Consider the following 25,349-nt stretch of genomic DNA (forward strand, 5'->3'; position numbering starts at 1 on the left):
GTCGATAATGCACAATAAGGCAACTCATTTTCGCCCCTTTTTGGGGTATTTGTCGCTGATTTTTCTTCTTATTTTAGGTGCTTGTTCTCCCAAAAGTACCCTCAAAAAAGATGAATTTTTGCTTGGAAACCAAAGTTTCCGAGGAAATAGTGCCGTCAAAACCGAAGATTTGGCCGCCCTCCTTCCCCAGCGCCCCAACAAGCGCTTCTTGGCCATACCTGGGGCAACGGTTTCGCTGTGGGTATATCAATACTTCGACAAACGCTACGACCGCACTCCCGCCCGCCAAAAACTTGACTCCCTGACCAATTATTATGAACTTCAGTTTGAGCGCTATGCCAACGACAGCCGAAAGCTTGCCAAACTGCGTCGCAAATACACGCGTTTGGGAACAAAATACCAAAAACGCATCGAGTCGGGCAATTGGTGGATGCAAACCGTAGGCGAACCTCCCGTCTATTTTTCGGACAAAGATGCGCAAAGCAACGCCCAGAAAATCAAAAATTATTTGATTAACCAAGGCTACCGCGATGCCCACGTCTCTTTTGCCACCGATACCCTTTTGCGCCACGTCCGAACCACTTATAGCATCAAAGAAGGGCTTCCGCACCGCCTCCGAAACGTCGATATTTTTACCCACAAAGATGCCGCCATTGACTCCTTGTTGCAAAAAAACAAGGAAGTGTCTTTTTTGAAATCTAACAAAAACTACCGCAATAGCGACGTCATCAACGAAAGCGGACGCATTGAACGCCTCATGCGTGAAAATGGCTACTATGGTTTTGATAAAAACTACCTTCGCCCCGTTCAAAATGCCCTTGGGAAACGTTACGGCGGTTTTTTGGTAGATACCAGCGCGCACGACCCCGCCACCGACTCCTTGTTTCACATCGTGGACATTAAAGGTTTGCAGGTCAATTACCCCCGCAATCAGACCACGCATACCCAATATCGGTTTAGCAGCGTGGGTTTTCGGGTAGAGCCACTTCCCAATGACCCCAACAGCACACCACGAGCTACCACTTCTTTTCGCGGAATTACGTATTCCTTTTTGCCCAAACAAAACTACGCCCCTCGCGTTTTGGATAGCAAAATTTTGCTCCGTCCAGGGGCACTTTACAAACAAAGCGATTGGGAAGAAACCTACCGTCAGTTGAGTGTGCTTGACCAGTTTCAATTTATTAATATCGAATCGGATACTACCAACGGCCAAATTCGGACGCTTATTCGGGTATTGCCCCAAGACAAGTACCAAGTAACGGGTGAAAGTGGCGTAAACGTGGTACAAAACCTTCCTGGCCCTTTTTTGAATGGCACTTTTCGGGTTCGTAATATTTTTGGACGGCTCGAAAACTTTGAAGTGTCATTACGCGGTGCCTTGGATGCCAATTTTGGGTTAAATAATACCTCTCAACTCGTTCGTACGCTAGAACTGGGTGCCAATACCGCCCTTATTTTTCCCCGTATTTTATTTCCTGGAAAACTCGCGTCGCGCCTCAACCGCAAGACCCCACGAAGCATCCTAAGCCTTGGCTATAACTACACCAACCGCGATTTCTTAGGCGCTGACCCTGATTTTGTACGAAGTGGTTTTCAGGCGAGTTTGCGCTACAACTGGAAAAAAAGCGAGTACGAATACCTCAACTTCACGCCCATTGATTTGAGTATTTTGGAAAGTAAACAAAGCCAAAAGTTTTCCTATTTGTTGGATTCACTTTACACCTACGGAGGCAATCCCCTGAAATTCAGCTTTCAATCGGCGGTTATTTCGAGCATGAGTTTTTCGTATGTGTTTAATAACAACATCATTGGTCAAAACCGAAAAGCGCACTATTTGCGCTGGTTTGTAGAAGCTGGGGGAACCTCGCTCAACCTGCTCCGACAACAAAGACTCCCGCTCATTCTCACAGGTTTTGAACTCTATAAATTTCTAAAATTCAACGGAGAATACCGAACTTACCACCCCATTGGCCCCAAAAGTACGCTGGTCTATCGGGCCAATGCTGGTTTGATTTTTAATTACAACAACCGACGCGTTGCTCCCTACGAAAAGTCGCTCACGGGCGGTGGTAGCAACAGCCTCAGGGCATGGCCTCCTCGGCGGCTTGGGCTTGGGTCGGCCTACCCCAACGTCGATTTGCAAACGGGAAGTCCGATTTTCCGCAACGGCACGACCACCACTTTGCAGCCTGGCGTCACCGAATACAGCAGCTTTGAGTATCGTTTTGAGCAACTAGGAGACGTTTTGATGGAAACTAACCTCGAACTTCGGGGGCATCTGTTTCGGTTTGTGGGCGATGTTAATTACGCTTTGTTTATCGATGCTGGCAATGCTTGGCGCTTACGCCTCGACAAAAACGCCACGCCCAACCAAAATACCCTCAAAGGCGCTTTCGACGTTAGTCGTTTTTACAAAGAGATTGCAGTGGGCACAGGCGTAGGGCTGCGATATGACCTTTCTTATTTCATTTTCCGCCTCGACATGGGGATCAAAGTCTATGACCCGAGCCGCATTTTTGAAACTAAAGACGCCGACGGAAAGCCAATCACCATCGACGAGCGCTATGTGCTTCCACGGTTTTCATTCCGTCGTTCTAGTGCCAATTTACCCGTCTTTAATATTGGTATTGGTTATCCTTTTTAGCATTTTGTTGAGATAGCGCGAGCGTCCTCGCTCGTACTGACTATTCACTCGTCGGGTTGTGAGCAACCCTCCCCACAATTTGCCCCTTACTTCTTCACTCCCCAAATAATCAGCCACTGGGCTGCGGCGTAGGTCGTCATTACCAAGAGCGATGAAGCATCAAAAGGTTGCATAAACTTATTGAGGGCAATGGTAGAATCGGACAAAATAAAGAGCACGGCACCCGCCAAAACCCATACATAGCTCGCTTGACGAACCGAATATTTGCGCAAGGCCGCCGCCACTCCCATACTGCACAAACACACCGAATAAGCCACTACGGGAATCCAAAGCCCCTTGGTCGCGGCATTATTCATCATCGAAGGGTATAAAATCGCCAAAAAACTCAGCCCGTACAGCGCAAAGGGAGCGACAAGTTGCCAAGTTTTTCCTGCTAATTCCTGCTTTCCTTTGGCCGTTTTTTGCTTTGTAAATGCTGTTATGTAAAACAATTGCATCACCAAAAAAGACCCAAGCCCTGCCATGAACATCTGAGTTCCGCTAAACATCAAAAACACATCACCGCCAAGGCCAAACCACATCCCAATCCACAGCAACGGATGCGTTTTTAGGTAGTCGAGGTGCCAATAAATGAGCGATAACATAATGAGTGGCTTCAATACATATACGCCTTCCCGAAAACCCACATAGCCGCAGATGATTTCTGCGACTACGATGGCCATGTAGATAAATAGTTTTATGTTCATCTTCAATCAGTCTTTTTTCTCTTGGCAAAGCTCAATCAACACGCCATTGGTGCCTTTGGGGTGAAGAAAACACACCAGTTTGTTGTCTGCACCGTTTTTGGGCGTTTCGTTCAGTAGCACAAATCCCTCATTTTTAAGCCGTTCCATTTCAGACAAAATATCGTCCACCTCAAACGCAATGTGGTGAATCCCCTCCCCTTTTTTCTCAACAAATTTCGCAATCGGACTGTCGGGATTGGTCGCTTCGAGTAATTCGATTTTGGTCTGGTTGATTTTAAAAAAGGAAGTAGTCACGCCTTCCGAAGCCACTTCTTCGTGTTTATAAGGAGCAACATTGAATAATTTGGTAAACAATTCGTCCGAAGCCGCTAGGCTTTTTACGGCAATACCGAGGTGTTCTACGTTCGTTAGCATAGTGAGTTGATGATGAAGATGTAAAGGTACATTTCTTCCAAATATAACGCTCATTTCAGCACTATTCTGTACTTTCGAGCGAGCAAATTCACCCCCACTCGCATGGCCACCGACCGCCCCGTTACCATCAAAGACATTGCACGGAAGTTTAAGTGCTCTCCATCTACTGTTTCGAGGGCATTGAACAATCATCCGTTGATCAATGAAGATACCCGCCGAAACTTGCAAGAATATGCCCAAAAAGTGGGTTATCAGCGCAATTCGGTGTCGTTGAGCTTGCTCAATAAACGAACAGGCACGTTGGGCGTCATCGTGCCTTCGCTCAATCACCAACACGAAACGACCATCATCGAAGGGCTTCAGAGTGTGCTTCAGCCACAAGGGTATTTGATGAATATTTGTGTTACCAATGAAAGTTATGCGTTGGAAAAAGAATACGTAGAAAAACTATTGGCCAACCGCGTAGAAGGTATTTTTTTGTCGATTTCGCAAGAAACCTACGACTCAGGCCATTACGAACACCTCGAAAGCATTATTCAGCGCAAAGTACCCTTGATTTTTATTGACCGCGAATACGAAGGGTTTGAAGCAGGCCGCGTTACTATCGACGATTATTTAGGGGCTTTTGCCGCCACCGAACACCTCATCAAAATGGGATGCCAACGCATTGCACACCTCAAAGGGCCACAAGGTTTGGCCATTACCGAACAGCGTTTTCTGGGTTATACCGAATGCTTGAAAAAATACAATCTGCCCGTTGTGGAAGAATTGATTGCGAGTACCAATTTCAAAATCGAAAGTGCCATCATTCCGACCCAGCGGCTGCTGGATTTACCACAACCTCCCGACGGCATTTTTGGGGTCAACGACCAAGTAGCGATTGGGGCGATGCACGTCATCAAAGAGCGCGGTTTGCACATTCCGAATCAAGTGGCCGTCGTTGGGTTTGATGACTCCCCCATTTCGGCCTATATCTTTCCTTCGCTCACTACGGTGCGCCGTCCTGGCAAACAAATTGGGGCCGAAGCTGCCCGTATTTTTTTGAACGAAGCCGTACAAAAAAGTTCGGCAGAAAGCCTGATGCTTCCTGCCGCCTTGGTGATTAGAGAGTCGTCACTGAAGAGCTAGATTTTTGTTTTTCCTCCAACTCCCTCAACTGATTGCTCGTTAGGGTGCTCCCATCGTGCGACCAGCCAGGGGGATTGAGAAGGTATTTTAATTTTGTTGTAATCCCTACATTCCGCCCCAAATCCTTGGCAATGGCTTTCCATTCGTGAAAAATGGTATTACCTAAACTTGTATCTTCCAACGACTTGGTAAGTCCATATCGCACAGGCTCTTGGTCAAGCTCTTCTTGGAAAGTACCAAACAATCGATCCCAAATAATAAGGCACATTCCCATGTTTTTGTCCAAATAGGCTACATTGGAGGCATGGTGAACGCGGTGGTGGGAAGGAGTCACAAATACATACCCAAGCCAGCCCAATTTTCCTAAGTAATTGGTATGTACCAAAATTCCGTAGGTCTGGGTAATCGAATACATCAGGACAATATCCGCAGGCTTAAAGCCAAAAAGTACCAATGGAATAAAATAAACAAAACGATACAAGGGCTGAAATACCGACGAACGGAAGCCTGTCGTTAAGTTGAAATGCTCGGACGAATGATGCGTGACGTGTACTGCCCAAAACAATCGGCAATAGTGATCGACGACGTGTAAAATGTAAAACACAAAATCTTCGGCCAAAAACAACAAAAACCAATACAAATAAACGTTATCTATGACCGTCACATGGTATTGATAAAACCATACCAAAACAACAACATAGACTGCCCGAAAGGCCAAATCAATGCCTCCGTTGAGGAGCATCAAAACGAAGTTGGTAAGGGTGTCACGCCAGGTGTAAAAATCACGGTGCTGACGGTGGCTCAATAAAGCCTCCAGCCCAATCAAAAGCGCATACAAAGGCGTTGTGAGCTGAATAATGGTTTGTTCTAATTCGTTACTCATTAGAAAAATACTATTTTTGTGCCGCAATTTACGCAAAATCAAACGAGAATTAATGCGATAGAGTTGACAAAGCCGTCAAAAGCTCGTATTATAGCAACTAATACACACAAACACAGCATGGTAGGAATCATAATGGGCAGCCTCTCAGACCTCAAGGTCATGCAAGAAGCGGTTGATGTTTTAAAAGAATTTGGTATCGCTTACGAAATAGACATAGTGTCGGCGCACCGCACCCCCGAAAAAATGGTTGAGTACGGAAAAACTGCCCGTGCACGGGGACTAAAAGCCATCGTTGCGGGAGCAGGCGGAGCCGCTCATTTGCCTGGCATGATTGCCTCACTCACCACCCTTCCCGTGATTGGAGTTCCAGTAAAAAGTAGTAATTCTATCGACGGCTGGGATTCGGTGCTGTCTATCTTACAAATGCCAAGTGGTGTGCCTGTAGCAACGGTTGCGCTCAACGGCGCTAAAAATGCGGGGTTGTTGGCCGTACAAATTGTAGGTACTTTCGACGAAAACGTAGCCACCCAACTCGCCGACTACAAAGAGTCTTTGAAGCAAAAAGTAGCCGAAATGAGCCTCGAAGCCCAAAAAACTGTGGCATAAAATTTGCCTTTGTTTTGCAGTCCCGTAGCTTGTTGCGGCGTTATTTCTGAGAATAGTACAAATCGGAAGTATCCTCAAATGTTCTCAACTTTTTTTTAATACACATGTCTGAAAACGAAAATAGAAACCGCCGTCCTGACGAGGCTTCTAAACTACCCTACATCTCTTTACTTGTTTTGGTTGCGATGATTGCTGGGCTACTTTATGTTGGCTATGAGTATATCGCCGACGATGCCGCCGACGTGGATCAGCTCTTAAACACACCCGTTGACCCCAACGCCCGTGAGCTTCAGCCTGTACCTGAAAATACAGACCCTGCAGCTGTTGCGTCCACTGAGCAAACCGAAAATGCCGATGTCGCTATCGACGATAAATCGACACCTGCGCCCGCTGCGGACGAAGAATTAGCGACTGCTACGCCACGCCCAGAAGAGGAAGAAACGCCTAAAAAAGCGGAAGAAAAACCAGTTGAAAAGCCCAAACCCGTGGCGGTTGACCCTGGTGGCATTGAAATCACGCACGTTGTTCAGGCAGGAGAAACATTTTATGGTATTGCCAATCGCTACAATGTGCGTGGTACTACACTCAAAGGTAACAACCCAACTATTCAGGACGAAAGCAAAGACGTCAAATCGGGCGTAACCAAGATTAAAATTCGGGTACAGGCGATTCATACCGTAGGCCCAGGCGACATTTTACGGGTGGTAGCTGCCAAATATGGGGTGACAGTAGAGCAACTCATGGCCGCCAACAAAAAGACCCAAAACATCACTGCACGCGGCGAAAAGCTCATTATTCCATTTCCTGAAAAGAAATAGCGAAGTCGGCCGCATCCAGAAATCATCTGAAAATCATTTATGGAAAATCCAGTTCTTATTTTTGGGGCAAAAGGCTTAGGACTTGTTGCCTTAGATATTTTTCAACGTAATAATGTTGTTGTGTATGGCTTGCTCGATGACGACGCCTCACTCCACGGCAGCGAAATTGGTGAATACTCCGTTTTAGGCAACACCGACGACGACGGTTTTTTAAAACTTATTGGCAAAAAATGTGAAGCGTTTGTAGCCATCGAAGAACGGACTATCCGTCGCGACCTCGTCGAAATGCTCAACGAACGCCGCCACGTGATGCCCGTCAATGCCATTCACGATACAGCGGTTATTTCGGCGCTGTCCGAAATTGGCCACGGAAATTTGTTCGCTCCACGAAGCGTCGTCAACGCTACTGCCAAAGTGGGTAGTCACAGCATCTTCCAAACGGGAGCCATCGTAGAGCACGGTGCCGAAGTAGGCGACTTTGTGAATATTGGCGCTGGAAGCGTCGTTGGAAGCAACGTAACAATTGAAAACGACGCCTTCATTGGCTCAGGTGTAACCATCATCGCGGGAGTGACCATCGGCCAAGGAGCCAGCGTAGGAGCTGGCTCCGTAGTGGTAGAAAGCGTCCCAGCGGGAGGGCGAGTCTTCGGAAATCCTGCGAAGAAAGTGTAAGAATGATACCACAACTCCTAGGTTATACAGAAATGTGGTTAAACCTTTTTTAAGTGAATTTAGCCACGTTTTGTATAAGTCAAGAGGAATAAACTCCGTTAAAAAGTACAATACCCCACCCATCTGGGTCTTTGTATGACTTACCCTTCCCTATCCAATAAGGGTTTTCAGGCTTTACTTCTACAACCCCTGTATTTTCAAGTTGTTCTACCGCCTTTTGATATTTTTGAGGTGTGTCAAAATAAAAAACAAGTAAGTTATCATCAGTAGGTGAAGCACAAATACTTCCGTCACGGTGCTGGGTTATTTCTAAATGAACATTTGCCTTTGGCATTCCTAACATAATACCATCATATCCGTCATGATTTTCAAAAGAACCAATTCGGGGAAGTCCCAACCCTGATTCATAAAACTCTAAAACTTCGTCCCACCGATTGGTAGGACGAGCTATTCTAATTTGGGTAGCATTCATAGTTGAGAAAAGTTTGCCTAAGCAAAAATTATGCTTAGAATTTTCCAAATTTTAGTGTAACATAGCCTGACGGCGCACTCATTTGGGCATCAGTAATTGAGGGTGTTTCTGAATTTGAAATCCATCTATAACTTCCCCCTACCGCTACCTTCATCCATTTAAAAGTATTAACTTCTACTCCCAACGAAGGTTCAATCGCATAAAAATAACTACGATCCCAAGTTTGATTACCTCCAAGATTTTCTGGCTTTTTACCCGCTTCGCTTTTGGCAACATAACCTCCGCCCAACAGAACATTTCCTGTAAAATGAATTAGGTGATGTGGTGCTATCATTTGCTCAATTACCAACCCCACGTACCCCATATCATAACGAACACGATTGTTATTCAATTTTTCATTAGGGACATATACATTATTAGTAAGTGCATACGCTCCTGCCCCAATCATAAAGCCGTGATTTAGCAGTACACCTCCATAGCCCCCAGTCATTAGGGCAGGCTTATCGGCAAAGCGGGTAAGCTTAGCAGAAGCAGCACCATAGCCAGTTATGTTATTATTTTTAGCGGGGTTTCCATTAAATAGTGTACGAGTGGTAGAATTTTGTGAAACTGCGAAAAAGGAAGTTAATAAAACTACGGATGTAACAAGAATCGTTTTCATTTTGCTGTGTTTAAATGTTTAACGACACAAAATTAGTTCAGTAAACACGTACAAAATAATAAATAAGAGTGAAGCTAAAATAATAAAGTATGAAGCTAAAAAAAACACTACTGAGACTATCTATCCAACCATTTACGAAAAAAAATCATTTTCTCATTACTGATAATAATCTCTTTAGGTTCTTTCGGTCTCAATGTTATTTTTATTCTACTGTTACTATAAGTGTACATAGCCTCTATACCTTTATGAGTAATAATAAATTGACGATTTGCCCGAAAAAACATAGCAGGATCTAATAAGTCATTCAACTCCTCTAAAGTATAATCAATTGGAAGTTGACGATTCTCGACAGTGACTAATAATACTAATTTATCTACTGCGTAAAAATAGGCAATATGTTCTACTGGTATTGAACTTATTTTTTCTCCCATTTTAACCATAAATCTTTCCTTATAACTTTTATTTTGTCTCGTTATAACCTGAATTAGCCTATCATAATCCAGTGATTTATCTTTAGGTGTAAACTCCTTACGAAACTGCTGAAACTTATCAATGCTTCGTTTAATACCTTCTGGACGAATAGGCTTCAATAAATAGTCGACACTATTCAATTCGAAAGCTTTGATGGCATATTCGTTGTAAGCCGTCGTAAAAATTACAGGGGTAGTTATGATTAATTTTTGAAAGATTTCAAAACTAAGTCCATCCGACAGATATATATCTAAAAAAAGTAAGTCTGGTAGCGGGTTTTGGCTCAACCATCTCACGGCTCCCTTCACAGAGTCAATCGTACCAACAATCTCAACAAAAGGATCATAGTTATGAAGCAGTAAGGCCAATTTTTCAGCCGCAATTTCTTCATCTTCAATTATTAAAACTTTCATAATCAATCAATTTCTAACAAAGGAAATTTGAGAAAAAATAAATCACCATAAACACCACTTTCAACAGGTTGACTGGTTAAATATCTATACCTAGTCGTCAAAAAATATAGGTCTTTTGATGAGTAATCATAATTATTTACACGCGATTTACATCTATATTCAATACCTAAATATTTTTTATTTTTATCTACATATATCCGAGCAATAAAAGGAAACTCCTTGGTAATAGAACTATATTTAAGTGCACTATCAACTACTGTTTGAAGTGTCAGTGGGGGTAAATATATTGATTCAAAACAAATATCCATTGGTAACAAAATCTGAAAATATTCAGCATATCTAGCTTTTAGTAAATGAACATATGATTCCATAAATCTAAGCTCCAAATGAAGAGAGACTAATTCTTTATCTTTATGTTCAAGTATATAACGATATACAGAAGAAAGTTCATCGACAAAAAACACTGCATGTCCTTTATTCTTATAAATCAAAACCGAAAGATCATTAAGGCTATTGAATAAAAAATGAGGGTTAACCTGATTTTTGAGAACCTGGTATTCTTTCTTTACATTATCTTTCCGTAACTGCTCTGCTATATATTCTGTACGATAGATATGTTGTATTGTATAATAGGATGAAATCACTAAATACAATAACCCAAATATTAATGTTGTAAAAGTAAACAACTGACGAAACATTGGGGCAACATGTTCATAATCCAAGAGTTCAAAAAACCTTATATACATTACCGATGTAACAGAAAACCCTAAAAAAACAAGATTCAAAATAAAAGCCCAAATCAAAACAATCATACTCTCCTCGATATACCGCCGATATGAATGTGGCATAACTTCATGGCGTTTTTCAAAGATACGGTTGATAAAATGTAGCCCAATAATAAAACAATAGAACATTGGCCCGACAAAAACAGCAATAACCAAATCAATTGGATTTACACCAACCTTGCGAGAATCACCAATCAAAAAAGTTAAACTGAATAAGCTAGTCGCTAAAAAAGTTAAAAGCAATCGGTAAAACCATATTCGGTTTTGGTTAGTCAACAAAGGTGTTAAAATACGGTGCTTCATCATAAATTTGGTCGTTCAGTTTCAAGAATCAAAGGTACACAAGCGATAAATTCAGACGCAGTCTGCCGAATATCAACCATACGGTCAGTTAAGTATTTATATCGTTGGATAATATTAGTAAGACCAACCCCCGTTGAGGTTCTATTTTTTGCACGCAATTGTAAATTATTGCGAACTGTTAACCCTTCCTCACTTGCTGTTATGGTCACCCACAAAGGCTCTTCTTTGGAGACAATATTATGCTTTATAGCATTTTCAAGGAGTAATTGAAGCGTTAATGGAGGAAGTTGCGCCTCTAATAAGGTAGCAGGTATATCAACTGATATTCGTAAATTTTCTCTAAAGCGAATTTGTAATAAAAAAAGATACGCCCTCAAAAAGTCGAGCTCTGAATATAATGGCACTAATTCTTTTTCATTTTTTTCTAATAAATACCTAAATACAGCGGCTAACTCCTCTACAAATCGTATAGCTTTAGTTTCATCAGTTTGTATCAACGATGAAAGTGCATTGAGACTGTTGAACAAAAAATGTGGGCTTATCTGACTTTTGAGAGTGCTAAGATGTGCCTGAATGTTATCTAAGTGGTATTTTTCCACATCCAACGATGCCTGTTGAAATTGCCTAAGTGTATCAAAAAAATAATTTACACCAAAATAAATTAAAGGCGTAATTAAATACATATAATATAGTAACCTTGAAGCTTGGTCAAACTGAATTGTGAAGGTAAATCCATTCACAAAAACAAACTGATAAACCTCATGCAGCCCTGCTGCCCAAAATATACCTATTATACCAAAGAATACTAATTTTAGGGTAGGTTCAGGGAAAGGATCGTATAAAAAAATAATAGACTGATTCTCAGAAATTTTATTATACAAAAATGTTAGTCCCCCAAAATAAAAAAAATGTAAAATTAAATATGGCATAAAACCCGAATCCAATTTAATAGGATTGTTCCAAAAAATAAAAAAAAGTAACAAAGTAAATATTAAACTAAACCCCGTTATCCACAGTAATCGACGTAGTATGCTCATAGTTGTAATAGCCACAAAAGCATTGTAAGTAAAAACTACCTACAATGCCAATTTGTAATTGAAAGAAAATTTGGAGTACCTATTTACTGAGTTCAGTAATCGCTTTCATAATTAATGAAGGTTCATTAAGGGGCACAAGATGCCCATTCATAGCTTTCCACTGCCAAGCAGTCGTTTTATCCTTTAGCCATTCTCCCTGTTCTTTCCAGTCTTTTTCTTTATCTGCTGGAGTTTCTCCAGTTTCCGCTTTGGTGTTGGTAATTACAATCAGCGGCACATCTGGAAGCCCCTGTTTCATTTGTATTTGCTGGATTGTCTCACCAAGCGATTTGAGCTCGGCTTTTGTTCCACTAAATTTAAGTTTTGCAAAAATTTGTTCAAACATCTCCTCAGGAAGCTGTGCCGTCAATCTCAGCTCTGCATCACTAGTACAGTCCACCATAACCACCCCTTTAACTTCATTTTTAAATTTTGCTGCATACAATTGAGCAAACGCCCCACCTAGCGAATGTGCTACTAATATGTATGGGGGAGTTAGTGATTTTTTTGACAGTAAATCATGAAGCTCGGCTACGACTGTTTCTCCATCACGTTTATTTTTTACTGCGTCCGAAGCTCCATACCCTGCACGATCATACGCTAATACTTTATGGGTAAATGATGCTTCATTTTGAACTTGCTGCCAAATTTGAAGTGGCGACTCTGCTCCCGAAATAAGCACTACAGTTGGTGCACCGTCCCCACTCAATCGCGTTTGAATTTTGTGGTTTGCTATTTCAATTTTTTCCTCCAAAACTGGCGAAACCGACTTGGAATCGTTGTGATTACATGCCGTAAGAGAAAGTAGGGCAATTATTCCTACTTTTTGTTGAAACGTTTTCATGTTGCTGTTAATTTTAATAGAATATAGTTTAAATCAATGGTTTTCAGTGCTTTCAACCCTTCAAATACTCATTTAAGAGAGTTTCTTCCCAATCCATCCTAAATGAGTATTTTGGAAACTATTTGAATATTTCAATCCATATCCCAAAAGCCTATCCAATGAAATATGCCCCATTAGTAGCATTGCAGAAAACTGTAAAAATGATTCGTGGGTCAGGACTCCAACCAAACCTAATAGTACAGCTATTGCCCGATGGTGGAATAAATTATAAACCCATGCTCCCACCTTTGGATTGAAGAGGTATCCCAACATACTCAAATCGGGCAAAAACAAGACAGCAGGATATATCCACCAGTCAATCCCCAAGTAAAGAGCTATGTAATAACTCCCAATGACGATTGCCAATTCTTCAATTCTCACCAATGTTTTCATCTGTTTCCATTTCCTTTTTAAGATAGGCACAAAATTATCATAGAAGACACGGTTACAGAAATCAAAGGGAGTGAATCCTAATAAATACGGATGAAGCTTAAAATAGAGATAGTGAAGCTTGAAAACCTATTGTAGAACTGTAGATGCAGCTGAAGGGATTCGAATGCGGCCAACTTTGGTGATAACCAACCGCCCTATCGTTGATACCAAAAACCAAAATTCTATTAAAGTTGTGCGCCCGAAGGGACTCGAACCCCTATCGTTGGTACCGGAAACCAAAATTCTATCCATTGAACTACGGGCGCAAAAAACTCAAATGCTTACGTTATAACTACGGGCGCATTTTGAGCGAATCGGGCTGCAAATATACAGATTTGTACTAAATTGCAAACACCATTCGAGCTTTAATCGTTGCTATTATTAGTTCTACTTTACCATCAACCTAAAAATCAATGAGAAAACTTGTACTTCCTTTAGGGGTTATTGCTGCTTGCACAGGCAGTTTTTTGCTAGGAACAGCCTATCGACCAGCAGAAAACCCCATCACCGCCGACATCGCCAATTACGCCTCCAAGGTCTTTGGAATCGAATTTTCGGCCGCCGAACGGGATTCGATGCTCGATAACCTCAACGACCAACTCAAAGGTTTTGAGCGCGTTCGCAAAGTATCGCTTACCAACGACGTTGCTCCAGCATTGCTTTTTGACCCCGTTCCCGTTGGATTTGAGTTTGAAAAAACGAGAAAGCCTTTTCAGGCCAGTGTCGTAGGAAAAGTGGCTTTGCCTCAAAACCGTGATAGTTTGGCGTTTTATACCGTGACCGAATTGGGGGCACTCATTCGTAACAAGCAAATTACGTCGGTGGAGCTAACCACCTTTTTTCTTGAGCGCCTCAAAAAATACCGCCCCACCCTGCTCAATGTCATTACCCTCACCGAAGATTTAGCGCTCAAACAAGCCGCACAGGCCGATGCCGAAATCAAGGCAGGCAAATACCGCGGGCCGCTGCACGGAATTCCGTACGGTGCCAAAGATTTATTGGCAAAAACGGGTTACCCAACTACTTGGGGCTCCAATATTTACAAAAATCAACAATTGCCCTACGACGCTACAGTCATTGAGCGCCTCGAAAAAGCAGGAGCGGTTTTAGTGGCAAAAATGTCGGTAGGTGAATTTGCTTGGGGAGATGTCTGGTTTGAAGGTATGACCCGCAACCCTTGGAATACCAAAACGGGTGCCAGTGGCTCTTCCGCAGGCTCAGGCTCGGCGGTATCGGCGGGATGTTTGCCATTTGCCATCGGTACCGAAACGTTAGGTTCTATCGTTTCACCATCAACCGTCAACGGCGTTACGGGATTGCGCCCTACTTTCGGGCGGGTGAGCCGTTTTGGCGCGATGGCGCTGAGCTGGAGCATGGACAAAATTGGCCCCATGACTCGTTCGGTCGAGGATTGTGCACTGGTGTTTAATGCCATCGTTGGCCCCGACGGCAAAGACGCTACCGTTCGGGATTTACCTTTTAACTACGCACCACTTGCCACGCTGAAAGGAACGCGCATTGGTTATTTGAAAAAGGCATTTGAATCAAATTACCCAGGCCGCGCCAACGACTCGTTGACCCTTGCCAAACTTCGTCAGCTTGGGGCAGAATTGGTTCCGTTTGAGCTTCCGTCGTATCCCGTTGGTGATCTTACTATTACGATTGGGGTAGAAGGCGGCGCTGCGTTTGACGAACTTACGTTGACCAACAAAGACGATCAGATGGTTCGTCAGGGTAAAAATGCGTGGCCCAACGAGTTCCGTTCGGCCCGATACATTCCTGCCGTTGAGTACGTGCAAGCCCAGCGCGTTCGTAGCAAAATGATTCAAGATTTGTACCAAGTACTAAAACGAGAAAAAATCGACGTGTATATTACGCCCACGTATGCGGGTGGCAACCTGACGTACACCAACTTATCGGGACACCCAAGTATCTGTTTACCAAACGGTTTTAACCGTAACCGAATGCCAACCAGTATTACGTTCAGCGCCCAACTGTATGCCGAAGCCAAGCTGTTGGCCGTTGCTAAAGTATATCAAGACGCTACTACTTGGCACAAACAACATCCTAAATTGTAAGTACAACTAATTTCAACCCTACCAATGAAAGCTGCGTTCGTTTTTAGTCTTTTCGTGGTTGCTGTTACGCTCTACTCGTGTGCACCCACTCAATCGGCCGCCAATGGGCAAGTTCGGGCCGTTTATAAAGAAGATGACAGAGAGCTAAGTACAAAACCTGAGCCGGTTGATAAAGCCGCATTTGAACAATGGCTCTACGAGCACAACCAACAACTCCAAGCGGCGGCAGCCCTCAAAGGTGTTGAAAAAGTAACGTTGGTCCTCACGGTTGACGACCAAGGAAACCTGCTCAAACCCATGGTTTGGCGCGGTATTGGCGCTCCTTTCGATAATGAAGCACAGCGTTTGCTAAATGAGATTCCGTTGAAATGGAAGCCTGGCACCGTACGGGGCAAAGACGTCAATGTAGTAACGTATTACACGGTGTCGTTTTTGAAAAAGGGAGAGTAGCAGTAACGGACACCCAAAAAAAGTATTATCGCCTAAATCGTTGATTTATATTGACAAACGTCTTTTTTATTGGTTAATTAGGGCTTTATCTCTAAGCTTTCATCATTGATGAGTTTGTTTTACCCCTTGCCCGAACAACCCGATGGGTTAACGATTTACGCATTTTTGGAACCCACTGAAAGTGTAAGCCTACCTTTCTACCACTCCTGTGTCGAAGCAGGTTTTCCTTCTCCCGCCGACGATTACGTGGAGTTATCGCTCGATTTACTCAAATACCTCGTCGATAAACCCCATGCCACGTTTTGCGTTCGTGTAAAGGGGAATTCAATGGAAGGGGCAACGATTGTTGATGGTTCGTTGTTGGTCGTGGATCGCTCGCGGATGGTCAAAAACAACGACATTGTCATTGCGGTCATCAATGGAGAATATACGGTAAAGCGTTTTCGGCGCGATAAGGGTAAAGTGTGGCTTATTCCCGAACATGCTGCTTACGAACCTATTCTTGTAACCGAAAGTATGGAGTTTATCGTTTGGGGCGTTGTGACGTTCATCATTAATCAACCCAAATAATGGATGTTTGCCCTGCTTGATTGCAATAATTTTTACGTAAGCTGTGAACGCGTTTTTGACGCAAAGCTAGAAGGGAAACCCGTGGTCGTTTTGAGCAACAACGACGGCTGCGTGATTGCCCGCTCCAACGAAGCGAAAGCGTTGGGGGTACAGATGGGTGCCCCCGCATTTTTGATGCAGGAGCTTTTCGACAAACAGCAGGTCGAAGTATTTTCGTCCAATTATGCCCTCTACGGCGACATGTCAGACCGCGTCATGAAGACCCTCTCGGAGCTAGTGCCTAGCATGGAGGTTTATTCGATTGACGAAGCGTTTCTCGATTTACGCAATATGCCCTACGAAAATTTGGAAGAACTGGCACTTCACATCCGCCAGACCGTTCGGCAATGGACAGGTATTCCTGTCAGTATTGGAATTGCTCCTACCAAAACCCTGGCCAAAATCGCGAATCATTACGCTAAAAAACACCAACCACAGCGAGGAGTTTATTTGATTGATACTGATACCGACGCCGAAAAAGCCTTACTCGCGACTCCCATCGAGGATGTTTGGGGAATTGGGCGGCGTTACAGTGAGATGTTACAAAAGCATCATATTATCAATGCCTTACAACTTGCCAATGCCAGCGAAGAATGGGTACGTCAAAAAATGAAAGTAGTAGGAGTACGTATGCTGCGTGAACTTCAAGGTGAAATTTGTTATCAGCTCGACACCGAGCCTGCGCCCAAAAAAGGCATTTGTGTTTCTCGCTCGTTTGGCAAATCGTTGTCGGAACCAAAACCAATTGAAGAAGCCGTGGCTACTTTTGCGGCTCGTTGCGCTGCCAAGCTACGAAAACAGCAAAGCTGCGCCCACATCTTGCACGTATTCTTATATACCAACCCCAACCGCCCCGATCAGCCTCAGTATTTCAACTCCAAAGTCCTTCATTTGCCGACTGCGACCAGTAGTAGTTTTGAAATTATTCGCTATGCCCTCAGAGGGCTTGAACTCGTTTTTAAGGAAGGTTATCACTATAAAAAAGCGGGGGTAATGATGAGCGGTATTGTGCCCGAAAATCAAGTACAAATCTCCCTTTTTGACGGGCGTAAGCGTCAATTAGATACGCAAGCGATGCGGGCGCTCGACGAGCTTAACCGCCGTATGGGCCGCGATACGGTACGGGTAGCAGTTCAGGGATTTGACCGCAACTGGCATTTGCGACAAGAACGTAAGTCGCGGTGCTATACCACGCGTTGGCAAGAACTGCTGGAAGTAAAAGCGTAAAAAAAGAACAAATCATAAGAGCACCGCTAACTTTCCATCATTAAACTCAAGCTGATAATCACAAGGGTTGTTGACACCAACACGAATGGCAACGCCTACGTTGTATTTTTGAGCTTGGTGTGAAGTGGGGTACCAATTTCTGTGAACGGTAGAAATCACAAAAAGGCCGTTATCGTCGCCCATTGCCACAAAATCAGAGCGTTTGGGGCCTTTGTCGAAATAGTTTACCTTGGTTTTTCCCAGAATTTCTTCGGCCAGTTTTAGTGGCTCTTCCGTTACGATTCCCACTTCATTGAGGCACAAAATACCCTCCGTATCAAACGCCTTTGCTGAGTTATTTTGTAACCCTTCTCGACCAATAAACTCTAAAATATTTTGGTTAGAATCGTAGAAATAAATCGCTTGGGCTTTCCAATCCTTAAAATCAACAATTTGTTTTTGGTCCTCGTTGAGAATCAGTTGTACCCTCGTTGACAACCAAGTCAGCGCCTCTTGCATCTTGTTTAAATGAATATTGAACGCAAAATGGTAAGTAGGACAAACTTCTTCTGCCTCGGTCAGTTCAAACGTCAATCGAGAAAAATGGACTGCGTACGAAAGCGAACGTTCGGTTTTTTCAACCAACTGCAACCCCAACGTAGTTGAATAAAACTCCTCGGTTGCTTTTAGGTTGTTGGTCTGAAGGGTTAGGGCTAAAATTTTCACGGTGCTTGCTGTTTTATTGGATTAAAAACAAAAAACTGCAATCAACTATGAAAAGCTAATTGCAGTTTTGAAGTAGGACCTAACGGGCTCGAACCGATGACCTCTGCCCTGTCAAGGCAGCGCTCTGAACCAACTGAGCTAAGATCCTAGCAGGTTTCGGTCACAAATATAGTAACTTTATGTACCACTCAAGGGAGTTCGGTAAATTTTTTGCGAAGGAATTCGACGTAAAATCAACAGACCAAGCACAAAAATGAACGCCAAAAACAAAAGACTGTTCCGCATTCCCGAAAGTTGGGTGATAATTCCGAAGATGGTTGTTCCCAAAAACGTCGAAAACTTGTCGCAAGCGTCGTAAAAGCTAAAGTATGAAGCCGTATCGGGCGTATTTTCGGGTAAAAGTTTGGCGTACGTAGAGCGAGAAAGCGATTGAACACCTCCCATCACAAAACCAATCATGGCAGCCAAGCCGTAAAACTCCAGCTCAGTATAAACGAAGTAGCCCGACACGCACACACCAATCCAAATAAATAGAATCAAGGCAATGGTTTTGGTATTCCCCCATTTTCCCGACAAAACCGCCGCAAAGTAAGCACCAACAATGGCCAATATTTGCAATAACAAGATAGTCACAATCAGCGCATTATCTGGCAAGTGAAGTTCATTGCTTCCAAACAACGTCCCGATGTACATCACGGTTTGAACCCCCATATTATAGAAGAAAAACGATACCAAGAATCGCTTGGTAATGGGCAAATGGTTGAGCTCGGCCAGCACTTTTTTCAGCTCGCGAAAGCCGTTCCAAATCCACCCGCCCGTACGTGCTTCGTTGGAAGGAGTTCCGTTGGGCAAGTAATAAAAAGGGATTTGCGCAAAACCAATCCACCATACCGCCACCGTTACAAACGAAATACGGCAGGCCGTTCCCGAGTCAATTCCACCGTACCATTCGGGTTTGATGAGCATAGTCAAGTTAAAAATCAACAACAAGACACTCCCAACGTACCCCATCGTAAAGCCCCGCGCCGACAGTTTGTCGAAGCGGTTTTCGGTAGCGATTTCGGGCAAGTACGCGTTATAAAAAACGATACTCCCCGACCAGCCAATCAGCGAAAGCGTAAACGCCAAAATCCCAATCGTGAGGTGTTCACGGTCAAAGAAGTACAATCCCAAACAGCTCAACGCCCCTAAATACACAAAAAACTGCATAAAGCGCTTTTTCTGCCCACTGAAGTCGGCAATCGCTCCTAGAATCGGATTGACCACCGCAATGAACAAAAATGCAAACGACACCGCAAACGAAAACAAAGCCGAGTTGTTGACGGTCAACCCCAAAAACTCGACATCAGGCCCCCCTTGCGCATTGACGGCCGTATTGCTAAAATAAATGGGAAAAATTGCCGAGACAATCACCAGTGCATGGACGGAGTTGGCCCAGTCGTACATGCACCACGCGTTCAGGATAGAGGGTTTATTCTTTTCCATAGTTGGATTAAGCCTTTCTGGTTTTTGTCGTAAAATAATACACAGGTACGCCAATCGCTGCAATCAATAGCCCCATGCCAGTATCAAAACGGGTTTTGTCATCAATCAACAAAATCAAACAAATACCAAATGTAACAACGAGGTACAAAATGGGCACCAACGGATAACCAACCGCTTTGTAAGGACGCTCAGTATTGGGTTCTTTGCGGCGAAGCACAAAAATACCCCCGATAGTAACCATGTAAAACAACAACGAACCAAACGTACAGTAGTTGAGAAGTTCGCCGTACGTGCCCGAAAGACACAACAAACTCGCCCACAAACACTGCAACCAAAGCGCTTTGGCAGGCACGCCGTTTTCGTTGAGGGTAGAAGCTTGTTTCAAGAAAAGGCCGTCTTGCGCCATGGCGTAGTACAAACGTGCACCCGCCAAAATAAGGCCATTGTTACACCCAAACGTCGAAATCATAATCAAAGCCGCCATAATCCCCGCCGCCGAATCACTAAAAATCACCGACATGGCAGCCGTAGCCACGCGGTCGTAGTCGGCAAACTGAATCCCTTTTGCCAGCACGTCGGCACCATCGGGAGTACCTTTGAGCGGAAGAATGCTCAAGTAAGCAAGGTTGGCCAACAAATAAATGACGGTTACGATAAGTGTTCCTAAAAACAAACTACGCGGAATATTACGCTTGGGGTCTTTGATTTCGCCCGCAATAAAGGTCACGTTGTTCCACGCATCCGACGAAAACAAAGAACCAATCATCGACACGCCCAAGGCCATCACCAATGCCATACCTCCGATGGCAGTGATGCCCCCTTCGCTGGTCGCCTTGGAAGCATCCCACGCATTTTCAAGATTTTGGGACAACATTCCACTTTTAAAACCATAACCAAGTCCCACCACAATAAGCCCAAACAAAGCCACCAATTTGGCGATGGTAAAGGTATTCTGAATCATTTTCCCGCTCTGAATCCCTTTGGTATTAATAAAAGTGAGCAAAATAATGCTTGCAATGGCATACAGCGACCCCACCGACACCTTGATGGAGCCAAGGGTAACAAGGATATTTTCTGGATTGAGAATGGGAAAAAACACCGCAGAGAATTTTGTAAAAGCCACGGCCACCGCCGCAATCGTCCCCGTTTGGATCACCATAAAGACCGTCCAGCCATAAACGAAACTCAACAAGGGGCCAAACGCCCGCTGGATATAAATGTACTGTCCACCCGCTTTGGGCATCATTCCTGCCAACTCTCCGTAGCTCAATGCCGCCGCCACAGTGACCAAGCCTGTAATGAGCCACGTCAACAAAAGCCAGCCCGTAGAACCGACGTTTCGGGACATATCAGCACTTACAATAAAAATACCAGAGCCAATCATGGCACCAGAGACCAACATGGTTGCATCGAGCAACCCTAGCGACTGTTTAAATCGCGCAGAAGTAGAATCAGACATGTGGAAAACGAGAAGGTTAGGTTTTTGAGTTGAGGCAAATATAAAGATATTATTGGTGTTCTGGCTATGACAAAAGACCGTTTAGGCTAAAATAGCGACGTAATTGTGAGGTAATAGTTAGGCAAGAAACAATCACTCCTAATCAAAACCTCCCAAAGCGATACCCTTTGACTTGCAGGTCTTTGAGCAGTTTGGGCAGATGATTATAAAATTTGTCGGTACGGCGCGGGTCTGTCCCACTATGAATTAGTACAATTGCCCCATTCAAACCAGTAGAGGACGTCTTTTCAACGTTCATTAATCGGTCGTAGAGCTGCTCGCTGCTGCGGTAATTGGGTAAGTCGGGCCAGGTATAATCAGCGTTTGTTCCTGTTCCTGGCGTAAAATTCACCATCGTCAAACCCAAATCACGCGTCCAGTTCTCCGCGGCAGCATTGTACCACTCATAGGGAGGCATAAACACGGAAGTTTGCTCAGGACGTAACCCAAATTTAGCCAATTCCGCAAAATTATCGCGCAGGTCTTTTTCAAATTGGGCTTGGGTCACCAGCAGCGAATCGCGTTTTCCCCAGTCACAATACAACAAATGCTTATCGGAGTGCATTCCCACGTAATGCCCTTCCTGAATCATTCGGCGAATGGCGGGTTGAAAGGCTGAATTTCGTAGAAAGTCGCCCGTCAGGAAGAAGGAAGCTTTCACGTTTTGTTGCTTCAACGCATCTAGCACACTTAGATTTCCTTCGCCAAACTCGTGCCCCGTAAAGGTCAAATACACTTGTTTTTGGGTGGTATCCATTCGTATCCACGCGCCCTGTGGCTCTTTGACAGCTTTTTTTGTTTGCGACTGACCTTCCTTTTGGTACGCCGACAAAATATAACTCAAACTTGCCGTTCCGTCCATGGTCGGTTCGTTGGTCGAATAATCCCCGTAATCGTCGTGATACACCACCAATTTCGACTGAAAATCAGCGTATTCGTCAGGACTATACAAGGTTATCCCAATCAGTTTCCCAAAAATACTTCCGTAAATAGGCCCGTCTATCAGCCCACCGTCAATGCGGTAATTGTACAAATGCGTAAAGGCCGAATGCGGGTCATTGGGCCAATCGCCACCCTCGGGCAAGCCACAAACCATGCTCGTTCCCCACGGGTTGCAGCCAAACAGCCAATCGCGCATAGCAGCTTCTACTTCTTCGTATTGGTGGTCTTGGGTAAGATTTCGGTACAGGTGGAGTTGGGTTAAAATGCCGACGGTCAGGTTGTTAGAACACCAAATAAACGGCACTCCATTTAAAAAGGGATTGGTTTCGCCGCGCGCTTTTACTTTATCTATTCCCAATTTCATCAACTGGCGAAACTCCGTTTGCGTGACATTGCTGTGTTTGGAAAGCCAGTAATGGCCCAAATTCACAAACGGATACCACTGGTAATGTTTGGCAGTATCGGCACCCATCCACGGCGTACTAGGCTCTTTTCGTCCAAACGCCGCCGCTTCTTTCCACAACGTAGCACCCGCAGTGGTCGTTTGTGCCAGTTGCGCCGCTGCCAATTCCATGTCGTCCACGTAATTGTCTTCTTCGTAAAAATAAGGGGCACGCCCAGGCGCCGTTTGGCACACCCCAGGAAACTGTTTACCGTACTCATACGCATCTTTGGCTTTTTGAAGCAAATTTTCCGCAAATGTTGGGTAATAATTAGCCAATACCTGACTTCCCAACGCAAAAGCCGACGCATATTTTCCTGCCGTTGAAGCCACGCCCGTGGTGCGATTTTTGTACTTAAAAAGTCCTTGTGGCTGCCCCGTGACGCGGTAAACGGGACGTCCTAGGCCCCAATTGGGGTTATAAACAATGACGTCTTTGTTGGGCAAACGCATCCCTGCGTGGTCGCGGTCATCGGCCAATTGGTTGTACATCACGTCTTTTTCGGGATTCATTTTGACCAACCAATCTAGCCCCCATTTGGCTTCGTCCAACACATCTGGAATGCCGTTGGGTTTGGGATGACCTGCGGCATCGTGCTTATCGCCAAAAGACTGCGGGTTTTGTTGGTAGGCAAACAGCAGTTGGTACGTGGCATTGGCCGAAGTCGCCACGTACTGCAAATAATCCGAGGCATCGTGCCAGCCCCCCGACGCATCGATAAACGTGCCATTTTTGGTAGAATCGGGATGGTAAATGATGTAGCCGTCTTGGCGGTGGCAGGAGTCTTTCAAAAATGGATTGTACCCGCTGCGTTGTTGGCGCATGTATTTCAACACAAAATCGGCCGTGCCGTCATAAACGTCGTTGGCAATTCGGAAATTGGGAGAGCGTACACCCGCTGCGCGCAAATAATACGCCCCTGTTTTTTTGAAAGTGCTGAAATTGAGTCGAAAACCTGACTTAAACGCCGCATACGCCCCGAAGGTTTTTACCGATTTAGACGACCATACGACCTTGTCTGTGAGCGCTTCGCATACCTCAAACGACGAAACACTGGGCCATTCTTTGCTGACCAGCACCGCTACTTTGGTGGAATTGGGCAAATAGCCCAATTGATTGATACGTATCCATGACGTTTGGGCAAGTAGTGTATTGCACACTAGGCAAAAAAAGGCGAATACGGAGATTTTTTTCATGTGTTGAAGAAGTGTAGTAAAACGGCAAACCTATCAGGTTTTATCCTCTATCGAGAACGAACCCTTGTAGGTTTAGGCAAAAAACACGCAACCAGACCTATCAGGTTTTGTACTCCATCGAGAACAAAACCTGATAGGTTTAGGCCCAATTTTTACGAAAAACGCTCAAACTTATCCCAATTTGGTTTGCGTTTTTCGAGAAACGCATCGCGCCCTTCTTGCGCCTCTTCGGTCATGTAACCTAAGCGAGTGGCTTCACCTGCAAACAACTGCTGCCCCACCAAGCCATCGTCCACAAGGTTGAAAGCAAATTTCAACATCCGAATCGCCATTGGACTCTTGCCCAAAATCTCCTGCGCCCACTGGAAGGCTGTATCTTCGAGTTCGTCGTGAGGCACTACGGCGTTGACCATGCCCATTTCAAAAGCCTCTTGGGCGGAATAATTACGTCCCAAGAAGAAAATTTCGCGGGCACGTTTTTGTCCAATCATCCGTGCCAAATAAGCCGAACCGTAGCCCGCGTCGTAGCTGGCAACGTCGGCGTCGGTTTGTTTAAAAATGGCGTGTTCTTTACTCGCGAGCGTTAGGTCGCAGACAACGTGTAGGCTATGACCGCCGCCTACGGCCCAGCCTGGCACCACCGCAATCACGGGTTTGGTCATAAAACGGATTTGCCGCTGCACTTCCAAAATATTGAGGCGGTCGCGGCCATCTTCGGCGCGGTAGCCTCCTTTTTGGCGGGCTTTTTGGTCACCCCCTGAGCAGAAAGCCCAAATCCCGTCTTTGGGCGAAGGCCCCTCTCCCGACAACAGCACCACACCTACTTTGGGGTCGTGGGTGGCATCTTCAAAAGCATTGAGGAGTTCAAAGGTGGTTTTGGGGCGGAAGGCGTTGCGCACTTCGGGGCGGTTGAACGCGATACGGGCAACGCCGTCGCATTTTTTGTAGGTAATATCGGTGTATTCTTTGGCCGTAATCCAGTTTGGCATAGTCGTAGTTTTTTCTACAAATATGCTGGTGGATTTTGATTTTTCCGAAAACAAAACTTCCCGAAAGTAATAAAACTTTCGGGAAGCTAGTCACTAAGGTACGGGGTCGTGGCCGTGGCCACCCCAAGGATGGCAGCGACCAATGCGCTTGAGCCCCATCCAACCGCCTTTGAGCGCACCGTGCTTTTGCACTGCCTCAATCATGTACTGAGAGCAGGTAGGTGAATATCGGCACGAATTGGGCAAGTACGGTGACAACATCACCTGATACGCCCGCACAAAAAAAATAAGGATGGTTTTCATAAGGGAATCCCCCCCTC

General features: G+C 44.6%; 25 protein-coding genes and 2 tRNA genes. 9 read left to right on the forward strand and 18 right to left on the reverse strand.

Going from position 1 to position 25,349, the window contains the following annotated elements:
* Nucleotides 1–7 precede the first annotated feature (7 nt).
* Nucleotides 8–2,644 (forward strand): translocation and assembly module lipoprotein TamL, encoded by a 2,637-nt coding sequence (gene tamL / locus AC23N5_RS26765; protein ID WP_487757897.1) that lies wholly within the window; start codon nucleotides 8–10, stop codon nucleotides 2,642–2,644.
* Between the two features lie 86 nt (nucleotides 2,645–2,730).
* Here the strand turns inward: tamL and AC23N5_RS26770 are convergent, their stop codons facing one another.
* A complete protein-coding gene (locus AC23N5_RS26770; RefSeq protein ID WP_183971489.1) occupies nucleotides 2,731–3,390 on the reverse strand; it encodes a lysoplasmalogenase in 660 nt (219 codons plus the stop codon).
* Between the two features lie 6 nt (nucleotides 3,391–3,396).
* Entirely contained in the window at nucleotides 3,397–3,804 is a 408-nt protein-coding gene (gene mce / locus AC23N5_RS26775; RefSeq protein WP_183971488.1) for a methylmalonyl-CoA epimerase, read from the reverse strand.
* 102 nt (nucleotides 3,805–3,906) lie between these two features.
* On the opposite strand from mce, the gene AC23N5_RS26780 reads away from it, so the two are divergent.
* Nucleotides 3,907–4,932 carry a LacI family DNA-binding transcriptional regulator gene (locus AC23N5_RS26780; RefSeq protein ID WP_183971487.1) on the forward strand — a complete coding sequence of 342 codons (1,026 nt, stop codon included), beginning with the start codon at nucleotides 3,907–3,909 and terminating at the stop codon, nucleotides 4,930–4,932.
* Here the strand turns inward: AC23N5_RS26780 and AC23N5_RS26785 are convergent.
* The gene (locus AC23N5_RS26785; protein ID WP_183971486.1) at nucleotides 4,907–5,815 is read right to left on the reverse strand and encodes a sterol desaturase family protein; all 909 of its coding nucleotides are present in this window, start codon (nucleotides 5,813–5,815) and stop codon (nucleotides 4,907–4,909) included. The two genes, AC23N5_RS26780 and AC23N5_RS26785, sit on opposite strands and share 26 nt — an antisense overlap.
* A 117-nt stretch (nucleotides 5,816–5,932) precedes the next feature.
* Between AC23N5_RS26785 and purE the strand changes: the two genes are divergently transcribed.
* The 3 genes from purE (at nucleotide 5,933) to AC23N5_RS26800 (ending at nucleotide 7,911) form a co-directional block, all read left to right on the forward strand.
* The gene (purE, locus tag AC23N5_RS26790) at nucleotides 5,933–6,421 is read left to right on the forward strand and encodes a 5-(carboxyamino)imidazole ribonucleotide mutase (protein ID WP_487757898.1); all 489 of its coding nucleotides are present in this window, start codon (nucleotides 5,933–5,935) and stop codon (nucleotides 6,419–6,421) included.
* Nucleotides 6,422–6,525: 104 nt separating this feature from the next.
* On the forward strand, nucleotides 6,526–7,239 hold the full coding sequence (locus AC23N5_RS26795; RefSeq protein ID WP_487757899.1) for a LysM peptidoglycan-binding domain-containing protein: 714 nt from the start codon (nucleotides 6,526–6,528) through the stop codon (nucleotides 7,237–7,239).
* Nucleotides 7,240–7,278: 39 nt separating this feature from the next.
* Entirely contained in the window at nucleotides 7,279–7,911 is a 633-nt protein-coding gene (locus tag AC23N5_RS26800; RefSeq protein WP_487757900.1) for an acetyltransferase, read from the forward strand.
* A gap of 79 nt (nucleotides 7,912–7,990) precedes the next feature.
* Here the strand turns inward: AC23N5_RS26800 and AC23N5_RS26805 are convergent, their stop codons facing one another.
* From AC23N5_RS26805 to AC23N5_RS26840, 8 genes are all read right to left on the reverse strand, one after another.
* Nucleotides 7,991–8,431: a VOC family protein gene (locus AC23N5_RS26805; protein WP_487757901.1), complete on the reverse strand. Its 441-nt coding sequence runs from the start codon at nucleotides 8,429–8,431 to the stop codon at nucleotides 7,991–7,993.
* Nucleotides 8,418–9,044, reverse strand: coding sequence for a hypothetical protein (locus AC23N5_RS26810; RefSeq protein ID WP_487757902.1), 627 nt, complete (start codon nucleotides 9,042–9,044; stop codon nucleotides 8,418–8,420). The genes AC23N5_RS26805 and AC23N5_RS26810 overlap by 14 nt, the downstream gene beginning before the upstream one ends.
* Before the next feature lie 116 nt (nucleotides 9,045–9,160).
* Nucleotides 9,161–9,928: a LytR/AlgR family response regulator transcription factor gene (locus tag AC23N5_RS26815; RefSeq protein WP_487757903.1), complete on the reverse strand. Its 768-nt coding sequence runs from the start codon at nucleotides 9,926–9,928 to the stop codon at nucleotides 9,161–9,163.
* A 2-nt stretch (nucleotides 9,929–9,930) separates the two neighbouring features.
* A complete protein-coding gene (locus AC23N5_RS26820) occupies nucleotides 9,931–11,019 on the reverse strand; it encodes a sensor histidine kinase (protein ID WP_487757904.1) in 1,089 nt (362 codons plus the stop codon).
* Complete coding sequence (locus AC23N5_RS26825) at nucleotides 11,016–12,053, reverse strand: sensor histidine kinase (protein ID WP_487757905.1); 1,038 nt, start codon at nucleotides 12,051–12,053, stop codon at nucleotides 11,016–11,018. Before AC23N5_RS26825 ends, AC23N5_RS26820 begins: the two co-directional genes overlap by 4 nt.
* 79 nt (nucleotides 12,054–12,132) lie before the next feature.
* On the reverse strand, nucleotides 12,133–12,936 hold the full coding sequence (locus AC23N5_RS26830; protein ID WP_487757906.1) for an alpha/beta fold hydrolase: 804 nt from the start codon (nucleotides 12,934–12,936) through the stop codon (nucleotides 12,133–12,135).
* 72 nt (nucleotides 12,937–13,008) lie between these two features.
* Nucleotides 13,009–13,368, reverse strand: coding sequence for a DUF4260 domain-containing protein (locus AC23N5_RS26835; protein WP_487757907.1), 360 nt, complete (start codon nucleotides 13,366–13,368; stop codon nucleotides 13,009–13,011).
* Between the two features lie 233 nt (nucleotides 13,369–13,601).
* Nucleotides 13,602–13,673, reverse strand: a tRNA-Arg gene (locus AC23N5_RS26840).
* Between the two features lie 147 nt (nucleotides 13,674–13,820).
* On the opposite strand from AC23N5_RS26840, the gene AC23N5_RS26845 reads away from it, so the two are divergent.
* The 4 genes from AC23N5_RS26845 to AC23N5_RS26860 all read left to right on the forward strand — a co-directional run bounded on the left by AC23N5_RS26845 (nucleotide 13,821) and on the right by AC23N5_RS26860 (nucleotide 17,771).
* Nucleotides 13,821–15,485 carry an amidase gene (locus tag AC23N5_RS26845; protein ID WP_487757908.1) on the forward strand — a complete coding sequence of 555 codons (1,665 nt, stop codon included), beginning with the start codon at nucleotides 13,821–13,823 and terminating at the stop codon, nucleotides 15,483–15,485.
* A 24-nt stretch (nucleotides 15,486–15,509) separates the two neighbouring features.
* Nucleotides 15,510–15,935 carry an energy transducer TonB gene (locus AC23N5_RS26850; protein WP_487757909.1) on the forward strand — a complete coding sequence of 142 codons (426 nt, stop codon included), beginning with the start codon at nucleotides 15,510–15,512 and terminating at the stop codon, nucleotides 15,933–15,935.
* Between the two features lie 108 nt (nucleotides 15,936–16,043).
* A complete protein-coding gene (locus tag AC23N5_RS26855) occupies nucleotides 16,044–16,505 on the forward strand; it encodes a LexA family protein (protein ID WP_487757910.1) in 462 nt (153 codons plus the stop codon).
* Between the two features lie 3 nt (nucleotides 16,506–16,508).
* Nucleotides 16,509–17,771: a Y-family DNA polymerase gene (locus tag AC23N5_RS26860; RefSeq protein ID WP_487757911.1), complete on the forward strand. Its 1,263-nt coding sequence runs from the start codon at nucleotides 16,509–16,511 to the stop codon at nucleotides 17,769–17,771.
* 12 nt (nucleotides 17,772–17,783) lie between these two features.
* Here AC23N5_RS26860 and AC23N5_RS26865 read toward each other — a convergent pair whose 3' ends face one another.
* The 7 genes from AC23N5_RS26865 to yidD form a co-directional block, all read right to left on the reverse strand.
* On the reverse strand, nucleotides 17,784–18,476 hold the full coding sequence (locus AC23N5_RS26865; RefSeq protein ID WP_487757912.1) for a VOC family protein: 693 nt from the start codon (nucleotides 18,474–18,476) through the stop codon (nucleotides 17,784–17,786).
* 73 nt (nucleotides 18,477–18,549) lie between these two features.
* Nucleotides 18,550–18,624, reverse strand: a tRNA-Val gene (locus tag AC23N5_RS26870).
* Nucleotides 18,625–18,653: 29 nt separating this feature from the next.
* Nucleotides 18,654–19,961: an MFS transporter gene (locus AC23N5_RS26875; RefSeq protein ID WP_183971467.1), complete on the reverse strand. Its 1,308-nt coding sequence runs from the start codon at nucleotides 19,959–19,961 to the stop codon at nucleotides 18,654–18,656.
* Nucleotides 19,962–19,968: 7 nt separating this feature from the next.
* Nucleotides 19,969–21,420: an APC family permease gene (locus AC23N5_RS26880; protein WP_487757913.1), complete on the reverse strand. Its 1,452-nt coding sequence runs from the start codon at nucleotides 21,418–21,420 to the stop codon at nucleotides 19,969–19,971.
* Between the two features lie 142 nt (nucleotides 21,421–21,562).
* Nucleotides 21,563–24,040: a bifunctional glycoside hydrolase family 9 protein/polysaccharide deacetylase gene (locus AC23N5_RS26885; protein ID WP_487757914.1), complete on the reverse strand. Its 2,478-nt coding sequence runs from the start codon at nucleotides 24,038–24,040 to the stop codon at nucleotides 21,563–21,565.
* A gap of 152 nt (nucleotides 24,041–24,192) precedes the next feature.
* Complete coding sequence (locus tag AC23N5_RS26890; protein ID WP_028526294.1) at nucleotides 24,193–25,029, reverse strand: 1,4-dihydroxy-2-naphthoyl-CoA synthase; 837 nt, start codon at nucleotides 25,027–25,029, stop codon at nucleotides 24,193–24,195.
* Nucleotides 25,030–25,122: 93 nt separating this feature from the next.
* The gene (gene yidD / locus AC23N5_RS26895; protein ID WP_183971461.1) at nucleotides 25,123–25,332 is read right to left on the reverse strand and encodes a membrane protein insertion efficiency factor YidD; all 210 of its coding nucleotides are present in this window, start codon (nucleotides 25,330–25,332) and stop codon (nucleotides 25,123–25,125) included.
* Between the last annotated feature and the right edge of the window lie 17 nt (nucleotides 25,333–25,349).

This window comes from Runella sp. R5_40 (assembly GCF_057652295.1).

Coding starts and splice junctions, on each gene's coding strand:
- tamL (WP_487757897.1), top strand. CDS start 8: ATGCACAATAAGGCAACTCATTTTCGCCCCTTTTTGGGGTATTTGTCG.
- AC23N5_RS26770 (WP_183971489.1), bottom strand. CDS start 3,390: ATGAACATAAAACTATTTATCTACATGGCCATCGTAGTCGCAGAAATC.
- mce (WP_183971488.1), bottom strand. CDS start 3,804: ATGCTAACGAACGTAGAACACCTCGGTATTGCCGTAAAAAGCCTAGCG.
- AC23N5_RS26780 (WP_183971487.1), top strand. CDS start 3,907: ATGGCCACCGACCGCCCCGTTACCATCAAAGACATTGCACGGAAGTTT.
- AC23N5_RS26785 (WP_183971486.1), bottom strand. CDS start 5,815: ATGAGTAACGAATTAGAACAAACCATTATTCAGCTCACAACGCCTTTG.
- purE (WP_487757898.1), top strand. CDS start 5,933: ATGGTAGGAATCATAATGGGCAGCCTCTCAGACCTCAAGGTCATGCAA.
- AC23N5_RS26795 (WP_487757899.1), top strand. CDS start 6,526: ATGTCTGAAAACGAAAATAGAAACCGCCGTCCTGACGAGGCTTCTAAA.
- AC23N5_RS26800 (WP_487757900.1), top strand. CDS start 7,279: ATGGAAAATCCAGTTCTTATTTTTGGGGCAAAAGGCTTAGGACTTGTT.
- AC23N5_RS26810 (WP_487757902.1), bottom strand. CDS start 9,044: ATGAAAACGATTCTTGTTACATCCGTAGTTTTATTAACTTCCTTTTTC.
- AC23N5_RS26815 (WP_487757903.1), bottom strand. CDS start 9,928: ATGAAAGTTTTAATAATTGAAGATGAAGAAATTGCGGCTGAAAAATTG.
- AC23N5_RS26820 (WP_487757904.1), bottom strand. CDS start 11,019: ATGATGAAGCACCGTATTTTAACACCTTTGTTGACTAACCAAAACCGA.
- AC23N5_RS26825 (WP_487757905.1), bottom strand. CDS start 12,053: ATGAGCATACTACGTCGATTACTGTGGATAACGGGGTTTAGTTTAATA.
- AC23N5_RS26830 (WP_487757906.1), bottom strand. CDS start 12,936: ATGAAAACGTTTCAACAAAAAGTAGGAATAATTGCCCTACTTTCTCTT.
- AC23N5_RS26835 (WP_487757907.1), bottom strand. CDS start 13,368: ATGAAAACATTGGTGAGAATTGAAGAATTGGCAATCGTCATTGGGAGT.
- AC23N5_RS26845 (WP_487757908.1), top strand. CDS start 13,821: ATGAGAAAACTTGTACTTCCTTTAGGGGTTATTGCTGCTTGCACAGGC.
- AC23N5_RS26850 (WP_487757909.1), top strand. CDS start 15,510: ATGAAAGCTGCGTTCGTTTTTAGTCTTTTCGTGGTTGCTGTTACGCTC.
- AC23N5_RS26855 (WP_487757910.1), top strand. CDS start 16,044: ATGAGTTTGTTTTACCCCTTGCCCGAACAACCCGATGGGTTAACGATT.
- AC23N5_RS26860 (WP_487757911.1), top strand. CDS start 16,509: ATGTTTGCCCTGCTTGATTGCAATAATTTTTACGTAAGCTGTGAACGC.
- AC23N5_RS26875 (WP_183971467.1), bottom strand. CDS start 19,961: ATGGAAAAGAATAAACCCTCTATCCTGAACGCGTGGTGCATGTACGAC.
- AC23N5_RS26880 (WP_487757913.1), bottom strand. CDS start 21,420: ATGTCTGATTCTACTTCTGCGCGATTTAAACAGTCGCTAGGGTTGCTC.
- AC23N5_RS26885 (WP_487757914.1), bottom strand. CDS start 24,040: ATGAAAAAAATCTCCGTATTCGCCTTTTTTTGCCTAGTGTGCAATACA.
- AC23N5_RS26890 (WP_028526294.1), bottom strand. CDS start 25,029: ATGCCAAACTGGATTACGGCCAAAGAATACACCGATATTACCTACAAA.
- yidD (WP_183971461.1), bottom strand. CDS start 25,332: ATGAAAACCATCCTTATTTTTTTTGTGCGGGCGTATCAGGTGATGTTG.